This window comes from Vibrio sp. 10N.261.46.E11 (genome assembly GCF_041472735.1).
In the GTDB taxonomy this organism is placed as follows: domain Bacteria; phylum Pseudomonadota; class Gammaproteobacteria; order Enterobacterales; family Vibrionaceae; genus Vibrio.
Genome location: NZ_JBFRQW010000002.1, coordinates 213,639 through 230,177 on the forward strand (window position 1 = coordinate 213,639; position 16,539 = coordinate 230,177).

Sequence of the window (16,539 nt, forward strand, 5' to 3'; positions counted from 1 at the left end):
GTAACAAGGGGCGGTTTTACCTTTGTCTACTTGAATTGATACCTTCTACTCGAATTAATGCCTTCTATTCGAATTAGTAACGCCCAAAAAAAGCACCACATCCGTTAAGAGGTGGTGCTGTCTATTTACTGCATTTTGCGACTGATTTAATCTACAGCTTAATCGCACTGAGCTCTCAAACTATTTAGTGTAAGACTCTGCGATGTTGTCGATACGGTCGTTAGCACGATCCGCTTCTTCTTTTGCTGCCATAGCGGCTGCAGTAGCTTCTTGAGCTTTCATTTCAGCTGCAGCTTTGTCACCCTTAAGTGCTTCAACTTCACTGGTTAGCTCAGCAACTTGGTTAGTCAATTGATCCATTTGTGACATTGCAGCTTCTTCTGGCTCAGAAGAACAACCAGCTAAAATGAAAACTGAGGCTGCAGCTGCGATTAACGTCTTATTCATAAGAACTCCTTGCTTATTTATCATCAAAAGATGCGCTATACATTCTTTATCATATAGTCGCTTCATTAATGATTGTAGCGACTAATTTTTTAACTGCAAAAACAATAACTAGAGAAATTACTAAATTTTTGAGGTAATTAGCTGAGCGTCACGTTATGTCTCGTTTATGAGATGGAGGGGTGAGAGCCGGTTTTGATGTGTTTTGGAGAGTTATTTCTTTGCGAGCAATGCATACAATGTTCTAGCAAACGAGAGATAAAGGGATAAATTTTCTGTGATCTCTATCCTTATAAAGTACTTTCGCGGTATCATGTCACGTTAAATTAATTTTATTCAATACCATCATGACTGGAGAGTCCTTTGCACTTTAAAGATTTAGGCTTAGATAACCGCTTACTGAAGAACTTAAAACATTACGACTTCAAGAAGGCGACAGAGATCCAATCAAAAGCGATCCCTGTTGCTATTGCTGGTAAGGATCTATTGGCTTCATCAAAAACGGGATCAGGAAAAACATTGGCGTTTGTGTTGCCGATGATACATAAAGCATTAAAAACAAAAGCGTTTTCTGCTAAAGATCCTCGTGGTGTAATTTTGGCTCCTACTCGTGAGCTAGCAAAGCAAGTTTACGGCGAGCTGCGTAGCATGCTTGGTGGTCTGTCTTACGAAGCGACACTTATTTTGGGAGGTGAAAACTTTAACGACCAAGTTAAAGCTCTGCGTAAGTACCCTCGTTTTATTGTTGCAACCCCAGGCCGTCTTGCTGACCACTTAGAACATCGTTCATTGTTCCTAGATGGTGTTGAAACGCTAATCCTTGATGAAGCTGACCGTATGCTTGATTTAGGTTTCGCACCTGAATTGCGTCGTATCGCGAATGCAGCTAAACACCGTCGCCGTCAAACGTTGATGTTCTCTGCGACGCTCGATCACGCGGAAGTGAACGACATTGCAAATGAAATGCTAGACTCACCTAAACGCATCTCAGTGGGTGTTTCTAACGAACAGCACCTTGATATCACTCAGAAGTTTTACCTGTGTGACCATCTCGATCATAAAGAAGCAATTCTGGATCGTGTTATCGAAGAAGCGGAATACCGTCAGGTGATGATCTTCACGGCAACTCGTGCTGATACTGATCGCCTAACCGAGAAGCTAAACGAGAAGAAGCTTAAAGCGGTGGCATTGAGCGGTAACCTAAACCAAACGCAACGTAATGCAATTATGAGCCAGTTCGAGCGTGCGGTTTACAAGATTTTGGTAACAACAGACGTTGCCTCCCGTGGTATTGATATTCCAAACGTAAGCCACGTTATTAACTTTGACATGCCTAAACATACAGAAGAGTACGTGCACCGTGTTGGTCGTACCGGTCGTGCGGGTAACAAAGGTGATGCGATTTCTTTGGTGGGTCCAAAAGACTGGGACAGCTTCAAGCGTGTTGAGCTTTACCTTCAACAAGATCTTACTTTCTCAGTACTTGAAGGCTTGAAAGGTAAATTCAAAGGCATTAAGCCGCGTAAACCTGCTTTTGCTAAAGGCGGGCCTGCGAAGAAGAAAACCAATACTCAAGCTAAGAAAACTCCGAAAAAACCGGTTAAGCGCGATAAGAGCTTCCACAAGAATGTGGCAGTGGGTGATACCGTATTTATCCCTAAGAAGAAAGTTGCGCCAAAAACTGACGACGAGTAATCAACTCGTGTAAGCTAAAAGCTTAGCCTTGAAAGGCTGATGCAAACAAAAACCGCCGAGGATGGCGGTTTTTTTGTATCTGCACTTTGCGTAAGCCTTAGCTTTCGGCACTTACAGGCGGTATCTGATGATACTTAGGAGCTTGTTAGCTAGAAATTGAACGTTGAGAACGAGTACGCCAAGATATGGTCGGCGATGTATTTGTGAGTGGCGGTGGTTGGGTGTGTCACCCCCCAGAAGACATAACTGTCTGATCCGTACGCTGCGCAATCATTGGTTAAGCTGTGACTTTTTAGGTAGTCGGCTGCTGAGCTTCTATTGATATTTAGGCAGGCATCACTCGCGTTTCGAAAGCCATGTTGCTCTGGATTATCGGTAATGCTGGCGAACAACGCGCTTGCATCGAACAACACCACGTTTTTACCCATGCTTTGGTAATACTTGGCCTGCGTCTTGATGAATTGATTGAACTCTAAAATCTTGCCACGAACTTTAATGATCTCTTGTTCAGTTGAGTATTTGAATTGAGGTGCTTTGGTTGCATCGGGCAAGGTGAACAGCAGGATATTGTTTGCACCAGATTCCGTTAAGCGTATCAAAGCGCTGCTGAAATCGGCCTTTACATCGGCCACTTCTCGGTTGTAGTTCATAAAGTCATTGAGGCCAAACTCTAAAGTAAACAACGAGTTTTCAGGGCGGTAGTTTTTGGCGACTTTCATATAGGTTAAGTAAGAGGTGACTTGGTCATATACTCCGGTTAATGCGACGTATTGATTGGTGCCAGCAGCCCCACCTACTGCCCAGTTATAAAGAGGCACATCTTTCGCCTTGGCTAAATACTCTGTCCAGACTAAACCGTTTGAAAAGTGCCCTAAAAACCATGAGTTAGCGTTCGGGAAAACCCATTGAGAACCGTTAAATAGGTTACCGGTGTCAGAAAGACTATCACCGAAGGTGACGATACGGTTGATGGTGTTCGCTTGGACAACGTTGTCATTTGTCCAAATCGAGTGGTTATAAGAGAAGCGATTGTCTGCTGCAAAGTAAGTGATGTCTGCGGCGTCATGTTGGATGTCGAGCGTCTGTTCACAACGCTGCTTGATTTCAGATTGAGGAGCGTCGCTGTAGAACATGTTCTTGAAGGATACAGAAGACCACCAGTATCCATTGATCGAGTAGTAATCACCATTTTCCTTTTTTGCCCATTTCCAGTCGGAAGCTGGAGAGTCATGTGAGGCATCGGTTCGATACCAGCATCGAACATAAGAATAGGTCTCTGAACCTTGTGTACTAAGTACTTGTGCGGATGTAATGGGTTCAGGTGTCGGTATTGAATCTTCAGCTGCATAAGCGCCAAAAGGCAGGGTTAACGCGAGTATAAAAGCCGTATTTTTCATCACTGTATTCTCTTTTATATTTAGTGAGCCAAACAAAACGTTGTTGCTTGTGATTGTTTTAATAACTGAATTGCTAATAACTGGTATGACCTATATCTAAAACCAATAACTCTCGTCAATACATTCAGTTTGTTCGCGGCTTATAACTGGCATCAGTGTCAAAGTTTCAACCTCTTTTTGATTGAAAAACAACGGCTTCGAAGTGCAATGGCTAATATCTAACATTTGATTTTAACGAACTATCGCAGGCAAACACGTCGTCATTGATCGGTACGGGATGATGTGTCTATTGAATGCTCAAGTAAAACGTTATCAGAAGGGTGGGAGGTAAATTATAATTTAATCAGTAGCTTACCCGTTGGTAATATCAAGCGACGTTGCATTTTCTATGTTCATCACAATTGTTTAATTCAAGTTCAATATCACAAATATCAAGTTGTTACTTTTTGTTTTATAAAATCATCATCTACGGTTTCCTTGCTCATCAGAGGTCTAATCTGTTTAAGGAAAGAGCATTGAAAAAGATATTAATTTGGACGATAGCCTGCCTATCCAGTTTTGGCGTCTATGCCGGAACAAGCGCATCAGCATTAGAAACCAGCGGATACACTGCAACGAAATACCCTATTATGCTGGTACACGGTTTGTTTGGTTTCGATACATTAGCAGGAGTGGATTACTTCTATGGCGTACCGGAGTCTCTATCTAAAGATGGTGCGAGCGTATACGTTGCTCAGGTTTCTGCTACCAACAGTTCCGAAGTTCGTGGTGAACAGTTACTCGCTCAAGTCGAGACGCTGTTAGCCGCGACAGGCGCAAGTAAAGTGAATCTTGTTGGTCATAGTCACGGTGGTCCTACTGCGCGCTATGTCGCATCGGTTCGACCTGATCTTGTTGCTTCGGTGACGAGTATTGGTGGTGTTCATAAAGGTTCTAAAGTGGCAGACCTTGTTCGCGGGAACGTATCTGAAGGCTCTGTCACAGAAGGTATCGCGGTGAAATTAGCGGGTGGATTAACGGCGCTTATCAACCTGTTATCTGGTGGAACTGACCTTGATCAAGATGGACTTGCGTCTCTTGAAGCGCTGACTACAAAAGGCTCTCTTGCCTTTAATCAGTTTTACCCTGAAGGCGTTCCGACGTCTGAGTGTGGTGATGGTGAATGGCAAGCAAAAAACGGCGTTTATTACTATTCATGGACAGGGTCTTCCACTTTCACCAATCTTCTTGATCCTACTGACGGAGCGATGACAATCCTTGGCTTAGCCTTCAATGAACCTAATGATGGGTTAGTTGGAGCATGTAGCGCGCATTTGGGCAAAGTGATTGGTGATGATTACAAAATGAATCACCTAGACGAGATCAATGGACTATTGGGTATCCACCATCTTTTTGAAACAGACCCGGTGACCTTATATCGTCAGCACGCCAATCGATTGAAGTTAGCCGGTTTATAGGCCACATAGTCATTCCTAAAGAGAGCAAGGAAAGCACAATGAAAAAGACCGCCATTTTGTCGATAACCACGATAGCCCTGATGAGTACAGCGGCGGTTTTTTTATATCAAATAAAGGAAGACTTAAAGCCACATCACGACGATAGACAAAGCGCTTCTTTATTGAAAGTCGCCTCTCAACAAGATACCGAAATCGATAGTGCGTCAGCTAAAGACATGATGGAATATTTCGTGTCAGGCAATACAGAATTAACCCTCGAAGATATTCGCGACAACGTGGCAAAACACCATGAGCAATCACAAGCCGCGGTGGTCGATGAAGCTTTGTTCTCTAAATATCTTGAGTACAAGTCGGCACTGATATCATTAGATGTCCAATTTGATACCACCTCAATATCCGCAGAGGATCTACGCGCACTGAATCAAGCTCTCCTCGATCTTCAAACGCAGTTTTTCAGTGAGAGTGAGATAAGTATTTTGTTTACCCATGACAACAGAATGAGGGAAATCGCTTTAGAAAAGCTACTTCTGAAACAAGAAGGGCTAGACGAGTCAGAATATCAGCAAAGGCTTGAGTCTTATTTATCTGAACAGCCAGATTACGTTCAAACGAGCCATCAGAATCAGGTATTACTCCCACAGTTATCCAGTTCAGAAGGTCTAGACGAACAAGGTAAATATTTGAAGAGAAACGAACTGGTTGGCGAAGAAGCAACACAGAGGCTCGAAGCGCTTGATCAACAAAGGGCGGCCTTTGATGGAGCTTTAGAAATTTACTTTATTGAACGAAATGACATTTTGAATGACTCTGCACTCTCAGAAATTGAACAAAAAGAAACGATTGCCCAGCTTAGAGAAACTCATTTTCAGCCACAACAGCTGAGAAGGGTAGAAGCGATTGAAAGAATCAGAGCTGCTGAGAACGGTCAGTAATCTCCAGCAATTAAAAAAGCCAACTACTGATGACTCAATAGTTGGCTTAATAATTAAGGTCGGTTACTGCAATCTATACATGGTAAGTAAGTGCTTACAGTTTAAGGCTTAAATTTTGTATCCTAGAGCCTATACCATAAGCCGTTACAGCTGTACCTTAAAGCTTATTCGCCCTTACCCCTTAAACCTTAAAGAAGCCCAACTGCTGCTTTTGTTGTTCAGCGAGGTTTGATAGCTCGTGGCTTGCTGCTGCAGCTTGGGTAATGCCTGTTACATTTTGGCTTACTAAGCTGTAGATATTTGAGATATTACGGTTAATGTCTGAAGTCACTTGGCTTTGCTCTTCTGCTGCTGCTGCGACCTGAGTGTTGATTTCCGTGATATCCGTTACTGAGTTCGCAATGCCTGAAAGTGCAGAGCTTACCTCACCCGAAAGCGTCTGGTTATGTTCCAACATAGACAGCGAACTGCTCATACTCTCATTCGCGTTTCCAGATTGAACCTGCAAGCCTTCAATGATGGTTTGGATTTCTTTGGTCGAATCTTGTGTACGTGCTGCCAGCATTCTCACTTCATCAGCGACAACCGCAAAACCACGTCCGCTTTCACCTGCACGAGCGGCTTCAATGGCAGCGTTAAGCGCAAGAAGGTTAGTCTGCTCTGAGATGCTTTGAATAACCTCAATGACATTACCAATCTTCTCTGAGTGCTCTTTTAGCGTGCCAACAACGTTTGCAGCTTCGCTAAGTTGAATCGCCATTTGCTCGTTTGCTTGGTTGCTCTCATTAAATAAGCTCATGCTGTGTGTCGCCATTTCGTCAGCTTGTTTAGACGCTGAGTCGGCTTGTACAGCATTTTCGTTGACGTTTGCTGCTGTGCTCTCAAGTTGATTTACGGCAGAAGCAACCTGTTCCACTTCTTGCTTCTCTTGGTCTGAGTTCGCACTTGATTGTGTCATTACAGCAGCAAGCTCAGTCGATGCTGACGCAACTTCGATGCTGATTCGAGATAGTGAACTTACCGTGTCACGCAATTGCTCAATGGATTTGTTTACGTCTTGCGCAAGACGTGAGATCTCATTGTCTCCATGTTCTTCGGCTTTTACTAGCAAGTTACCTTTTGCTACTTCGCGCATGGTTGCCTGAATATTGTTGATTGGTTTAACAATGATGCCAGCCAGTGTCCAGCTAATAACAAGTGCAATAGATAGAATCACTAAAAGCCCAACGGTCGCAGTATTTAGGGTGCTAGTGTGTTGCTGACCATTGGTATGGACTTGTTGAGTCGCAAGCAAGTTTAGCTTTTTAGAAAGACTGTCGATTGCTTTTACCATTTCGTTACCTGCATGGCGGTATTGGTCAATTGCGGCTTGGTAGCGAGTATCAAAGTCAGAAGTTAACACTGAATTACCGTGTTTTGCCTTTAACAGGGGAAGCATGGTATTGCGTGAAAAGTTAACGTAGTGGTCCATCGCCTTGCTCATTGCTGCGACTTCATCTTGCATACCTGGCACTGTGTCTAATGAGCTCAGTAGGCGTGAGTTTTGATCGCGTTTTTGATTAAGCGTTTCAACGAGCGTGTTTACATCATCAGGGTTGAACAAACTATAGATTGCTTTGATGCGCATGCCGTAACTATTGTCGACGATTTCGCTGAGTTCTTCTTTATGTAGAACGAGTCGATCGGTTGCTGTTGATACATCTTTAAAAGCGTTTTCCAGCTTGTCACCACCGATGATGACACCCGTCAAAAGTAATACGACGGAAAAGAGCACTGGAATAAGAATTTGTATTTTAATTGATAAGCCACTGAGAAGTTGGCGCATGTATTGTCCCTCTATGAATAAGTAAATGAGCAGATGCAATTGCTTTTATTATAATTATCCCGTGATTCTAACTACTGAGAATGATAATTCAATCAGTAATGCATTCGATTTAGATATATGCGATAGATAATCGATCAATTAAGGCTGTTTATTGTGCGAAATGAGCATTTTTCTTTATTTCTCTATGGTTTATAGGCTATGGGGTGGTGTGTCTAGGGCGGTGAAATGTTGACCGAATTGAGTTAAGCATACTGAAATAGATGTTTAACGTTTATGAGTTATTCAAATCTATTCTCTAGGTTTGAATAACAGGAGAGCAAAACTAAAATAATTGTCAGCTGTCATATAGGCTTCAATTTAATGAAACACAACTGTCACATTCGGATTCTAAAGTAGGCCTCGTTCAAGCAAAACATAACGGCAATAACGCCACTAAAGGAAATTTGTGATGAAAAAGACAGTTATCGGTGCAATTGCACTACTAGGCGCTCTAACAGTGAATACAGCTTCAGCTAAAGAAACTATCTCTGTAGTTGGCTCTAACAGTGCTTCTCCACTGGTTGAAGTTTTTGCAGAAACCTACATGAATAAAGGCGAACCAGTGTTCATCGAAATTCAAGCACCAGGTTCTTCTGCTGGCATCAAAGCAGCAAAAAATGGAAGCGCTGACCTTGGTATCTCTTCTCGTGACCTTAAAGAAGAAGAAAAATCAGCTGATCTGAAAGAGCTCGTTATTGCTCGTGACGGTATTGCAGTTGTTGTTAACCCGAACAACGAAGTATCTGCTCTAACTGCTGAGCAAATCACTTCAATCTACAAAGGCGATATCACTAACTGGAAAGATGTTGGTGGTGCTGACAAGCCAATCGTAGCAATCACTCGTGATACTGCATCTGGTACACGTGGTGCATTCGAAGACATCATGAAGCTTAAGAAGAAGATTGGCGATAAGAAAGTATCAGCTATCTCTCAACGTGCACAAGTTGCAAACGGTAACGGCGCACTTAAAGTTTCTGTAGCAAGCAACCCATACGCTATCGGCTTTATCTCTCTAGGTACCGTTGATGAATCTGTTCAAGCTCTAACTATCGACGGCGCTGCTGCGACTGTAGACAACGTTAAGAACGGTTCTTACAAAGTTGCTCGTCCTTTCCTAGTTCTTTACAAAGATGGCGCTCCATCAGCTGAAACTCAACAATTCCTAGATTGGATGGTTGCAGAAGAAGCTCAAGCTATCGCTGGTAAGAAAGGCTACATCACAGTTAACTAATCTTAACTGACTCACTTTTAATTATTGCTCAGCCTGTTTAGGCTGAGCCTTTTCTTTCAACTTTGTCTATTTCGAGCTCTTTTTGAGCCACAAAGTTTGAGATTTTATATATGACCATCGCAAATAGTGAAAAGCTTATGAATACTGAAGCGACTCAAATCAATAAGCCGAGTCTGCGCACCAAAAAGCGCGTTGACTGGAGAGAAAGAATCTTCCACGGCTTGTTCTTATCGAGTGCTGTAATCGGCATCGTATCACTAGCCGTTATCGCTTACTTTATCGTTGCAGAGAGTATCCCTGCATTCCAAGAGGCCGGTGTTTCTGGCATCGTTCTGGGTGTGGATTGGTTACCGCCAGCTCTATTCGGTGTTGCAACTATGATTGTTGCATCGATTGTTTCGACACTAGGCGCAGTAGTTGTTGGTGTACCAGTTGGTGTATTAACCGCTATTTTTATTGCTGAGATTGCTCCCAAGCGTCTTGCCGATATTATTCGACCAGCAGTTGAGCTTCTAGCGGGTATCCCGTCGGTAGTTTACGGCTTCTTCGGTCTAGTAATTATCGTTCCAATGATTCAGAACATTTTCCAAGTACCAGCAGGTAACACTATCTTCGCAGGTATCATTGTTCTGGGTATCATGATTCTTCCTACCGTTATTACGGTTTCTGAAACTTCGATCCGCGCTGTACCTCGTACGTACAAAGAAGGCTCACTTGCACTGGGTGCTTCGAAAATCTATACGATTTTTAAGTTACTCGTTCCTGCTGCACGTTCAGGCATTATGACTGGTGTGATTCTGGGTATCGGTCGTGCACTTGGCGAAACGATGGCAATCATCATGGTTATGGGTAACGCGCCAGCAATGCCAGAAGGTATTTTGGACTCGGCTCGTACGTTAACAGCAAACATTGCTATTGAAATGTCTTACGCCAGTGGCGTTCACGCTAACGCACTGTACGCAACAGGTGTTGTACTTCTAGTGTTCATCATGATGTTAAATGGTGCTCTACTTTATCTTAACCGTGAAAAAGCGAAGTAGGCGAGGATGAGTAATATGGATCTCGTAAAACTAAAACAAGCACGTCAAACCAAAGATAACATCCTGAAAGGCTTTATCTGGGCGGCAGCAGCTGTAACCGTTGGTTTCTTATTCTGGATCATTTGGTACATCCTATCGAACGGTCTGCAATACGTAGATTGGAACTTCATCACTGATGACTACACTCGTACTGGTGAAGAACGTGGTATTTTCCCAATGATCATCGCCACGATCTACATGGTCATTGCATCGATTGCAGTCGCAGCGCCACTGGGCATCATGACGGCAATCTACCTAACAGAATATGCGAAAGTAGGTAGCCGATTGGTGAAAGTGATTCGATTCTGTACTGAGTCGCTCGCTGGTATCCCATCGATTATCTTTGGTCTGTTCGGTATGACCTTCTTTGTTTCGATTCTTGGCCTAGGCTTCTCGATTCTGTCGGGTGCATTAACGCTAAGTATCTTGATTCTTCCTATCATTATTCGTACTACAGAAGAAGCATTGATGGCAGTACCACAAACTTACCGTGAAGGCTCATACGGCCTTGGCGCTTCAAAAATCTACACTATCTGGCGTTTGATCTTACCAAGCGCAATGCCAGGTATCTTAACTTCGGTCATTCTTAGTATTGGTCGTGTAATTGGCGAATCTGCACCTGTATTTTTAACAGCAGGTATGGTGGCACGTGTTCCTGAATCGGTATTCGATTCTGGCCGTACACTAACGGTTCACCTATATAAGCTGACGACAGAGCTATTTACTATCGATGAGTGGAACCAAGCCTACGGCACGGCGACAGTCCTAATCGTATTGGTTCTCTTGATCAACATGGTTACAAAACTGATTGCAAGACGCTTCAACACGGCAACTTATTAAGCTGATTAGCTGGCTCAACAATAAAGAGAGCCCCCGTGATAAAGAAAGCATCAAGCTAGACACGAATTTAAGAATTTAGAGATTACGAACATGAACAAATTTGATATTGAGAACCTAGATCTGTTTTACGGCGACAACCAAGCGCTTAAATCTATCAACCTGCCAATTCCAACGCGTCAGGTTACGGCACTGATTGGCCCATCTGGTTGTGGTAAGTCAACGCTACTACGTTGTTTGAACCGCATGAATGACCTAATTGAAGGCGTTACTATCAAAGGTAAGCTGGATATGGATGGCACAAACATCTACGGCAATATTGATGTGGCTGACCTGCGTATCCGCGTAGGCATGGTATTCCAAAAGCCAAACCCATTCCCAATGAGCATCTACGAGAACGTGGCTTACGGCCTACGTGCTCAAGGTATCAAAGACAAGAAGCACATTGATGAAGTTGTAGAAAGTTCACTGCGCAGTGCGGCACTTTGGGATGAAGTGAAAGATCGTTTGAAAGCACACGCATTTGGCTTGTCTGGTGGTCAGCAACAGCGTCTATGTATCGCTCGTACCATTGCAATGGAACCGGATGTAATCCTAATGGATGAACCAACATCGGCTCTAGACCCAATCGCGACGCATAAGATTGAAGAATTGATGGAAGATCTGAAGAAAGACTTCACTATCGTTATCGTAACGCACTCAATGCAGCAAGCGCGTCGTATCTCAGACCGTACTGCTTTCTTCCTAATGGGAGAGCTTGTAGAGCACAACGAAACCAGCGTTATCTTCAGCGAACCAAAAGATGATCGCACTAAAGGTTATGTAAACGGTGACTTTGGTTAATTGCTTAATCGATAACGTGGCCAATACCACTAACTGAAACGCAGGTTAGATAATCGAATAGATCGACAGAATTATCACTATAACTATAAGCGATGGAAGTTTTGCCCCACTCTAATGTGGGGCTTTTTTATGTTGCTAAAAAAGTATTAATGTCGATGAAATTTTGGGCAGGAAATCCCATTTTTGTCGTCCTTCTCATGCTTGTGATAATGTAAAAAGTGAAATTGCGACCCGCTTAACATCTCATTTTTAGTTACATTGATTGCATATCAAGGCTTCGGTATTTTTGCTTCAATCTCATTAGCCAATGGACGGAAGCTGTGCCTGTTAAAGCCTTTGCAAAACAAATATCTGCTACGCGTGACCACCGCCTGTTGGCAGAATCTCTTTTTGATTACCTTGTTGAGGTGCTCGCGCCAAAAGGGATCGGAGTATTTGCCGAGCCAACACCAGAAGGCGATTCATTACCCTTGTTTTCTTGCGGTGAGCTAACCTCCCTCGACAAGTATCCCTCAACATTTTGGCCTTGGGTTTCCCAGTTTGATACCGCAGATGGTGTGCTTCCAATGTCTATCAATACTTGTAAGTGGGAACACATGAAGGTGCTGGGTGGTGAGTCGTTCATCATGATGCTAGACAACGCGCCTGCCTGCAGAACTTATTTAATTGTTCAAAATTGCAATGCTCAGCAGATCAACCAAACGTTTGACCAAGGGCTGGATGTCCTTCAACTAGCCGCAGCTCGCTGGCAGTGTATTCGTGCGGAAAAGAACGCTGCGCTAGAGATAAAATACAGAGACACACGTGAAGCGCAGTACCTTGATGAAATTAAGCTGCGAGAGCTATTTGTTGAGAACATGAAACTAGTCCATCAGGTCGCGTTAGAGCTTTCTAATCCTGACTCTTTGGATGCTTTGCATAAGGCTTCTGTTGAGGCAGTGCGCGACCGTCTAGGCTTTGACCGAGCGATCTTCATGCTATTGGATATGAAAAAGCGCTGTTTTAGTGGCACTTACGGCACCGATGAACTAGGAAAAACCAACAGCGAACATCACACTCAATATGACCTGCATCAGCTTGAATCGGAATATATCGAGGCATTGTCTGACAACCACACTAACTTGGTGGTTATTGAACATGCTCCACTCTACACTGAAGGAAAAGTGGTCGGGCAAGGGTGGAATGGCATGCTTATCTTACGTGAAGGGGATAAACCCGTAGGTTGGATTGCCATGGACAACTACATTCACCGCTCGCCAATTACCAATTACCAAAAGCAGATGCTTGAATCGTTTGGTTCTCTGCTGTCTCAGATATACATTCGTAAACGCCAAGAACTGAACATCCGAATGCTGCATTCGAGTATGGTTGAGTTGTCTCGCTGCGATAGCGTCAGTGCTGTGTGTAAGTCTGCCGTCAGTTTTGCTATTCAGCATTTAGGCATTGATCGATTAGCCGTTTTCCTTACCGATAAAAATTGCAGTTACATGCAAGGCACGTGGGGCACGGACATAAAAGGCGATATTGTCGATGAGTCCTATTATCGCTCTGAGCTGGTAGAGCGAGACATCGTAGCCGCAGCTCGTGCTTGCCCTAATCAAGTGGCGTTTGAAGAATCAGTCCCTATTTATCACGACTTCAATATTGTCGGAGTCGGTTGGACGGCCATGACTATGCTCACTACAAACACGGGTGAGCCGATTGCGTTTATCGCAGCTGATAACTTGTTAACTCGCAGTCCCTTAACTTCACAACTGCGTGAAGTGATTCGTATCTTCGCCTCTAGCCTTGCAGAGGTATTGCAAAGAACCATGGCTCAAGAGGAGCTGAAAAATCTCAATGAAACGCTTGAACAAGAGGTTAGCAAACGCACTCAAGAGCTTGAAAGAGCCAATGAACAGTTGGATATTATTTCTAAATTAGACCCTCTAACACGTCTTGGAAACCGTCGTATGCTGTCGCAGGTCTTAGAAGATTTGAACTGCGACGATCAAGGTGCTTTTGCCACACAACATGAAATTACATTTGGGCTTATCCTTGTCGATTTAGATCATTTTGGTTTGTACAACAGTGTTTATGGTCATACAGAGGGTGATGCTGCTCTGCGAACCATCGGCAAGATACTGAATGCTCATGTTCATAGCGATAAGGAAACTTTCTGTCGTATTGGTGGTGAAGAGTTTATGTTGTTGATGATCGGCACCAATCACACGACAACAAAGCAGCGTGCAGAGTCGATTCGACAAAGTATTGAAGATGCAAAAATTCTCCATTGTAAAAGTAGCACTAGCCAATATTTAACCGCATCTGTGGGTTATGCATCGATAACTTCGGATCAGCGCCAGTTCGATTTTGATTTGTTGTATGGCAAGGCTGATAAGGCTTTGTATAAGGCGAAAGATTCAGGGCGAAATAGAATTGGCTCGGCTATGAAGCGAAGAAAGGTCGCGACGCCACTGACTTAGTTTGACTTTTATTTTTTCCGGTCTCAAAAACGACTGAAGCCGTGATGTTCACAAGGTGGTCATCACGGCTTCGTTTTTTTTTGTTTACTTAGATTCTCTGCTCAACTAGCGTTCTGCTTATTTAGATGGCTGGTTAATTAAAGCCTTTCTAACGTGCTCTTATGAGCTTTGTTCGAGATGCGTTTTGGCTTATTAACCGCTTTGATTGCTAGAGCTGGATCCCATGACTGACTTGGTGAGCCGGCTTCAGCATAGAGGCTTTGGTTGAGCTTGGTTAGCTCCGCTTCAATTGCTTCTAACGTTTCACCACTCAAGCTTGAGTTTTCTGTTTTCCATTGCTCAAACAAGGTTCTCGTCATCACCCCATCTTTCGCTTTCAGCGCGGTAATCAGCGCTTCGGCTGTATCGGATTGATGTTCATCTTGGCGCTTTGGTTTTACTGTTGTGCCGCGGCGTGACCAGAAGTAGAAAGCAACTGTAGAACTGATTAACCACAAGGCAGCGAACAGCGCGGTTAGGTAAGGCCAGAACCCCGGGCTATCAACCGTCACAACCGTCGGGCTTACTTGTTGGGTTGGCGGTGTTGTGACTGGTGGTGTGCTAGATGTCGCACGGTCACTTGCCTTTACCACTAACTCTAGTCCAAGCGCTTTACTGGTTTGCTCAGATTGTGAATCAGTGTTGAACCAAGCTTGAGATACATCCGGAAGCGAAATCTTTCCAGCTTCTTTCGGGATCAATACCTGTTTATAAACCACCACCGCATCGCCTGACTGTGTGGTACCAAATTGCGGTTTCTCTTCATAAACACGTATCGATTTAGGGTAGGTGACATTCAGTTTTGGCAGTTGGTGTTGGGTCAAGTTGCTGGCTGTCATAGTAATGGTACGAGTTAACGAATCACCCGCTTCCATTTCAATGGTTTGCTTGTCGCTTTCTAAACCATTGTTATTGGTTAGCTCGTTACCTTGACTATCTGACCATTTTTGAATCAACTTGAAGTTCGATGTTGGTAACCACTCACCTTGATAGCCTTTTGGCACCTCTTTGACGGTTACATCTAGGGTTTCAACGGGAGTGTCGAGTTGAAACAAGCGCGTTGTACTGGAGTTGTTGGTCGAGTAAACAACGGCGCCAGTCAGCTTCGGCCCGTTCAGTTTAAATTGTCCCGCTTTTTGTGACGAGATGCGGAAAGACTGTTGAACAACCGTCACCTCTTGCCCATTGAGGACATCTTGAAATTGCTTTGATTCACCAATAGGTTCCACATCTAAGCCCGGCGAGCTCGGTGGTGCTATCTTGGGATCTTGCAGCCTTCTTGGATCAGCTTTAATTATCAGCTTTACATCAAGTTCAGCGACTTCTTGCGGGTACAGCGAGTCTTTACTCAGATTAAGCTGGAACTCAGCCATATCATGTTGAGTGGGTGCAGCTTTATTAACGGCAACATTGATGGTAATTGGCTTGGTTTTCGCCCCTTCAATATCAAAGCTAGGGATCTGAACCTTGCCTAAACGCAGCGGAGCAAGGCTGATGTTCCATTCACTTGACACCGAGCGGATGCCATTGACGATTCGCATCGACGAGCCAAAGCTTGGTGTACCGACATAGAAGTCTTGTTGGAGCGCCGTTAGATCTAAAGCATCAGAAGAGACCTTTTCATCGGTCGCGACTCTAAGTAGGAATACTTCATCTTTGGTGACACTGTTATGTGAAACACTCGCCACAGCGTTTGCAGCCAATGCTGAGAAGGACGAGAAAGCTCCCAACAACAATGTTAGGAGTACGGATAAAAATGGCTTGTTTAGAAATCGCATGGTTACCACTTTTTGTTCTGGTTGTTAGGAGCACTTTTTTGTCGTGCTTGTAAAATCATTTGCGCTTTAAGCAGCTGACTCGGGTCTCGGGCGCTTTCTACTTGTTCAAGTTTTCGCATATCAGGATCGCTCGACATAGGTTGACCTGATACTTGTGCTGAAGTTTGTTGAGTGTTGTTATCACTGTCTTCCTTAGCAGCCTCTTGAGCTTGAGCTGTCTGAGATGCAGAGTCATCTTTGTCTTGTGACGGCCTACCTGCTTGAGCCGCTTTGTTTTGTTGCACAGCTTGCTTGTCGTTTTCTTCATCCATCTTGGAATCAGAGCGGTTATCAGCTTGGCTTTGGTCAGTATTCTGAGCTTGGTTTTCACTTTGATCTTGGTTGCCGCTTTGACTTTGCGACTTGCCATTGTCACTAGAGCTTTGTTGTTGATCCTGCGAGCTTTTCGAAGAATCATTTTGCTGACCTTGCTGACCTT

Annotated in this window: 12 protein-coding genes and 1 pseudogene; 8 read left to right on the top strand and 5 right to left on the bottom strand. The window is 43.9% G+C overall.

The features are described from left to right. Positions 1-180: 180 nt before the first annotated feature. Entirely contained in the window at positions 181-447 is a 267-nt protein-coding gene (locus AB4407_RS01350) for an Lpp/OprI family alanine-zipper lipoprotein (protein ID WP_372117852.1), read from the bottom strand. Between the two features lie 360 nt (positions 448-807). Here AB4407_RS01350 and AB4407_RS01355 point away from each other — a divergent pair, with 360 nt between their 5' ends. Continuing rightward, the gene (locus AB4407_RS01355; RefSeq protein ID WP_009845828.1) at positions 808-2,139 is read left to right on the top strand and encodes a DEAD/DEAH box helicase; all 1,332 of its coding nucleotides are present in this window, start codon (positions 808-810) and stop codon (positions 2,137-2,139) included. 149 nt (positions 2,140-2,288) lie between these two features. On the opposite strand, the gene AB4407_RS01360 is transcribed toward AB4407_RS01355, so the two are convergent. Further along, positions 2,289-3,536 carry an SGNH/GDSL hydrolase family protein gene (locus AB4407_RS01360; RefSeq protein WP_372118041.1) on the bottom strand — a complete coding sequence of 416 codons (1,248 nt, stop codon included), beginning with the start codon at positions 3,534-3,536 and terminating at the stop codon, positions 2,289-2,291. 515 nt (positions 3,537-4,051) lie between these two features. On the opposite strand from AB4407_RS01360, the gene AB4407_RS01365 reads away from it, so the two are divergent. Both AB4407_RS01365 and AB4407_RS01370 read left to right on the top strand, forming a co-directional pair. Next, positions 4,052-4,993 carry a lipase family alpha/beta hydrolase gene (locus tag AB4407_RS01365; protein ID WP_372117855.1) on the top strand — a complete coding sequence of 314 codons (942 nt, stop codon included), beginning with the start codon at positions 4,052-4,054 and terminating at the stop codon, positions 4,991-4,993. A 38-nt stretch (positions 4,994-5,031) separates the two neighbouring features. Then, positions 5,032-5,925 (top strand): lipase secretion chaperone, encoded by an 894-nt coding sequence (locus AB4407_RS01370; protein WP_372117858.1) that lies wholly within the window; start codon positions 5,032-5,034, stop codon positions 5,923-5,925. 181 nt (positions 5,926-6,106) lie between these two features. Here AB4407_RS01370 and AB4407_RS01375 read toward each other — a convergent pair whose 3' ends face one another. Next, complete coding sequence (locus tag AB4407_RS01375; protein WP_372117861.1) at positions 6,107-7,750, bottom strand: methyl-accepting chemotaxis protein; 1,644 nt, start codon at positions 7,748-7,750, stop codon at positions 6,107-6,109. Positions 7,751-8,198: 448 nt separating this feature from the next. Here AB4407_RS01375 and AB4407_RS01380 point away from each other — a divergent pair, with 448 nt between their 5' ends. The 5 genes from AB4407_RS01380 (at position 8,199) to AB4407_RS01400 (ending at position 14,244) form a co-directional block, all read left to right on the top strand. After that, positions 8,199-9,020, top strand: a complete 822-nt coding sequence (locus AB4407_RS01380) for a phosphate ABC transporter substrate-binding protein (protein WP_372117864.1) — start codon at positions 8,199-8,201, stop codon at positions 9,018-9,020. 110 nt (positions 9,021-9,130) lie between these two features. Next, positions 9,131-10,060 carry a phosphate ABC transporter permease subunit PstC gene (gene pstC / locus AB4407_RS01385; protein ID WP_372117866.1) on the top strand — a complete coding sequence of 310 codons (930 nt, stop codon included), beginning with the start codon at positions 9,131-9,133 and terminating at the stop codon, positions 10,058-10,060. 15 nt (positions 10,061-10,075) lie between these two features. Further along, positions 10,076-10,939 (top strand): phosphate ABC transporter permease PstA, encoded by an 864-nt coding sequence (gene pstA, locus AB4407_RS01390; protein ID WP_372117869.1) that lies wholly within the window; start codon positions 10,076-10,078, stop codon positions 10,937-10,939. Between the two features lie 90 nt (positions 10,940-11,029). Beyond that, positions 11,030-11,779, top strand: a complete 750-nt coding sequence (pstB, locus tag AB4407_RS01395; RefSeq protein WP_004732036.1) for a phosphate ABC transporter ATP-binding protein PstB — start codon at positions 11,030-11,032, stop codon at positions 11,777-11,779. 320 nt (positions 11,780-12,099) lie between these two features. Beyond that, positions 12,100-14,244: a GGDEF domain-containing protein gene (locus AB4407_RS01400; protein WP_372117872.1), complete on the top strand. Its 2,145-nt coding sequence runs from the start codon at positions 12,100-12,102 to the stop codon at positions 14,242-14,244. Between the two features lie 137 nt (positions 14,245-14,381). Here AB4407_RS01400 and AB4407_RS01405 read toward each other — a convergent pair whose 3' ends face one another. Next, positions 14,382-16,061, bottom strand: coding sequence for a BatD family protein (locus tag AB4407_RS01405; protein WP_372117874.1), 1,680 nt, complete (start codon positions 16,059-16,061; stop codon positions 14,382-14,384). Between the two features lie 2 nt (positions 16,062-16,063). Beyond that, positions 16,064-16,539, bottom strand: a pseudogene (locus AB4407_RS01410) (hypothetical protein); the annotation flags it as partial.

Coding starts and splice junctions, on each gene's coding strand:
- AB4407_RS01360 (WP_372118041.1), bottom strand. CDS start 3,536: ATGAAAAATACGGCTTTTATACTCGCGTTAACCCTGCCTTTTGGCGCT.
- AB4407_RS01375 (WP_372117861.1), bottom strand. CDS start 7,750: ATGCGCCAACTTCTCAGTGGCTTATCAATTAAAATACAAATTCTTATT.
- AB4407_RS01380 (WP_372117864.1), top strand. CDS start 8,199: ATGAAAAAGACAGTTATCGGTGCAATTGCACTACTAGGCGCTCTAACA.
- AB4407_RS01405 (WP_372117874.1), bottom strand. CDS start 16,061: ATGCGATTTCTAAACAAGCCATTTTTATCCGTACTCCTAACATTGTTG.
- pstA (WP_372117869.1), top strand. CDS start 10,076: ATGGATCTCGTAAAACTAAAACAAGCACGTCAAACCAAAGATAACATC.
- AB4407_RS01370 (WP_372117858.1), top strand. CDS start 5,032: ATGAAAAAGACCGCCATTTTGTCGATAACCACGATAGCCCTGATGAGT.
- pstB (WP_004732036.1), top strand. CDS start 11,030: ATGAACAAATTTGATATTGAGAACCTAGATCTGTTTTACGGCGACAAC.
- pstC (WP_372117866.1), top strand. CDS start 9,131: ATGACCATCGCAAATAGTGAAAAGCTTATGAATACTGAAGCGACTCAA.
- AB4407_RS01350 (WP_372117852.1), bottom strand. CDS start 447: ATGAATAAGACGTTAATCGCAGCTGCAGCCTCAGTTTTCATTTTAGCT.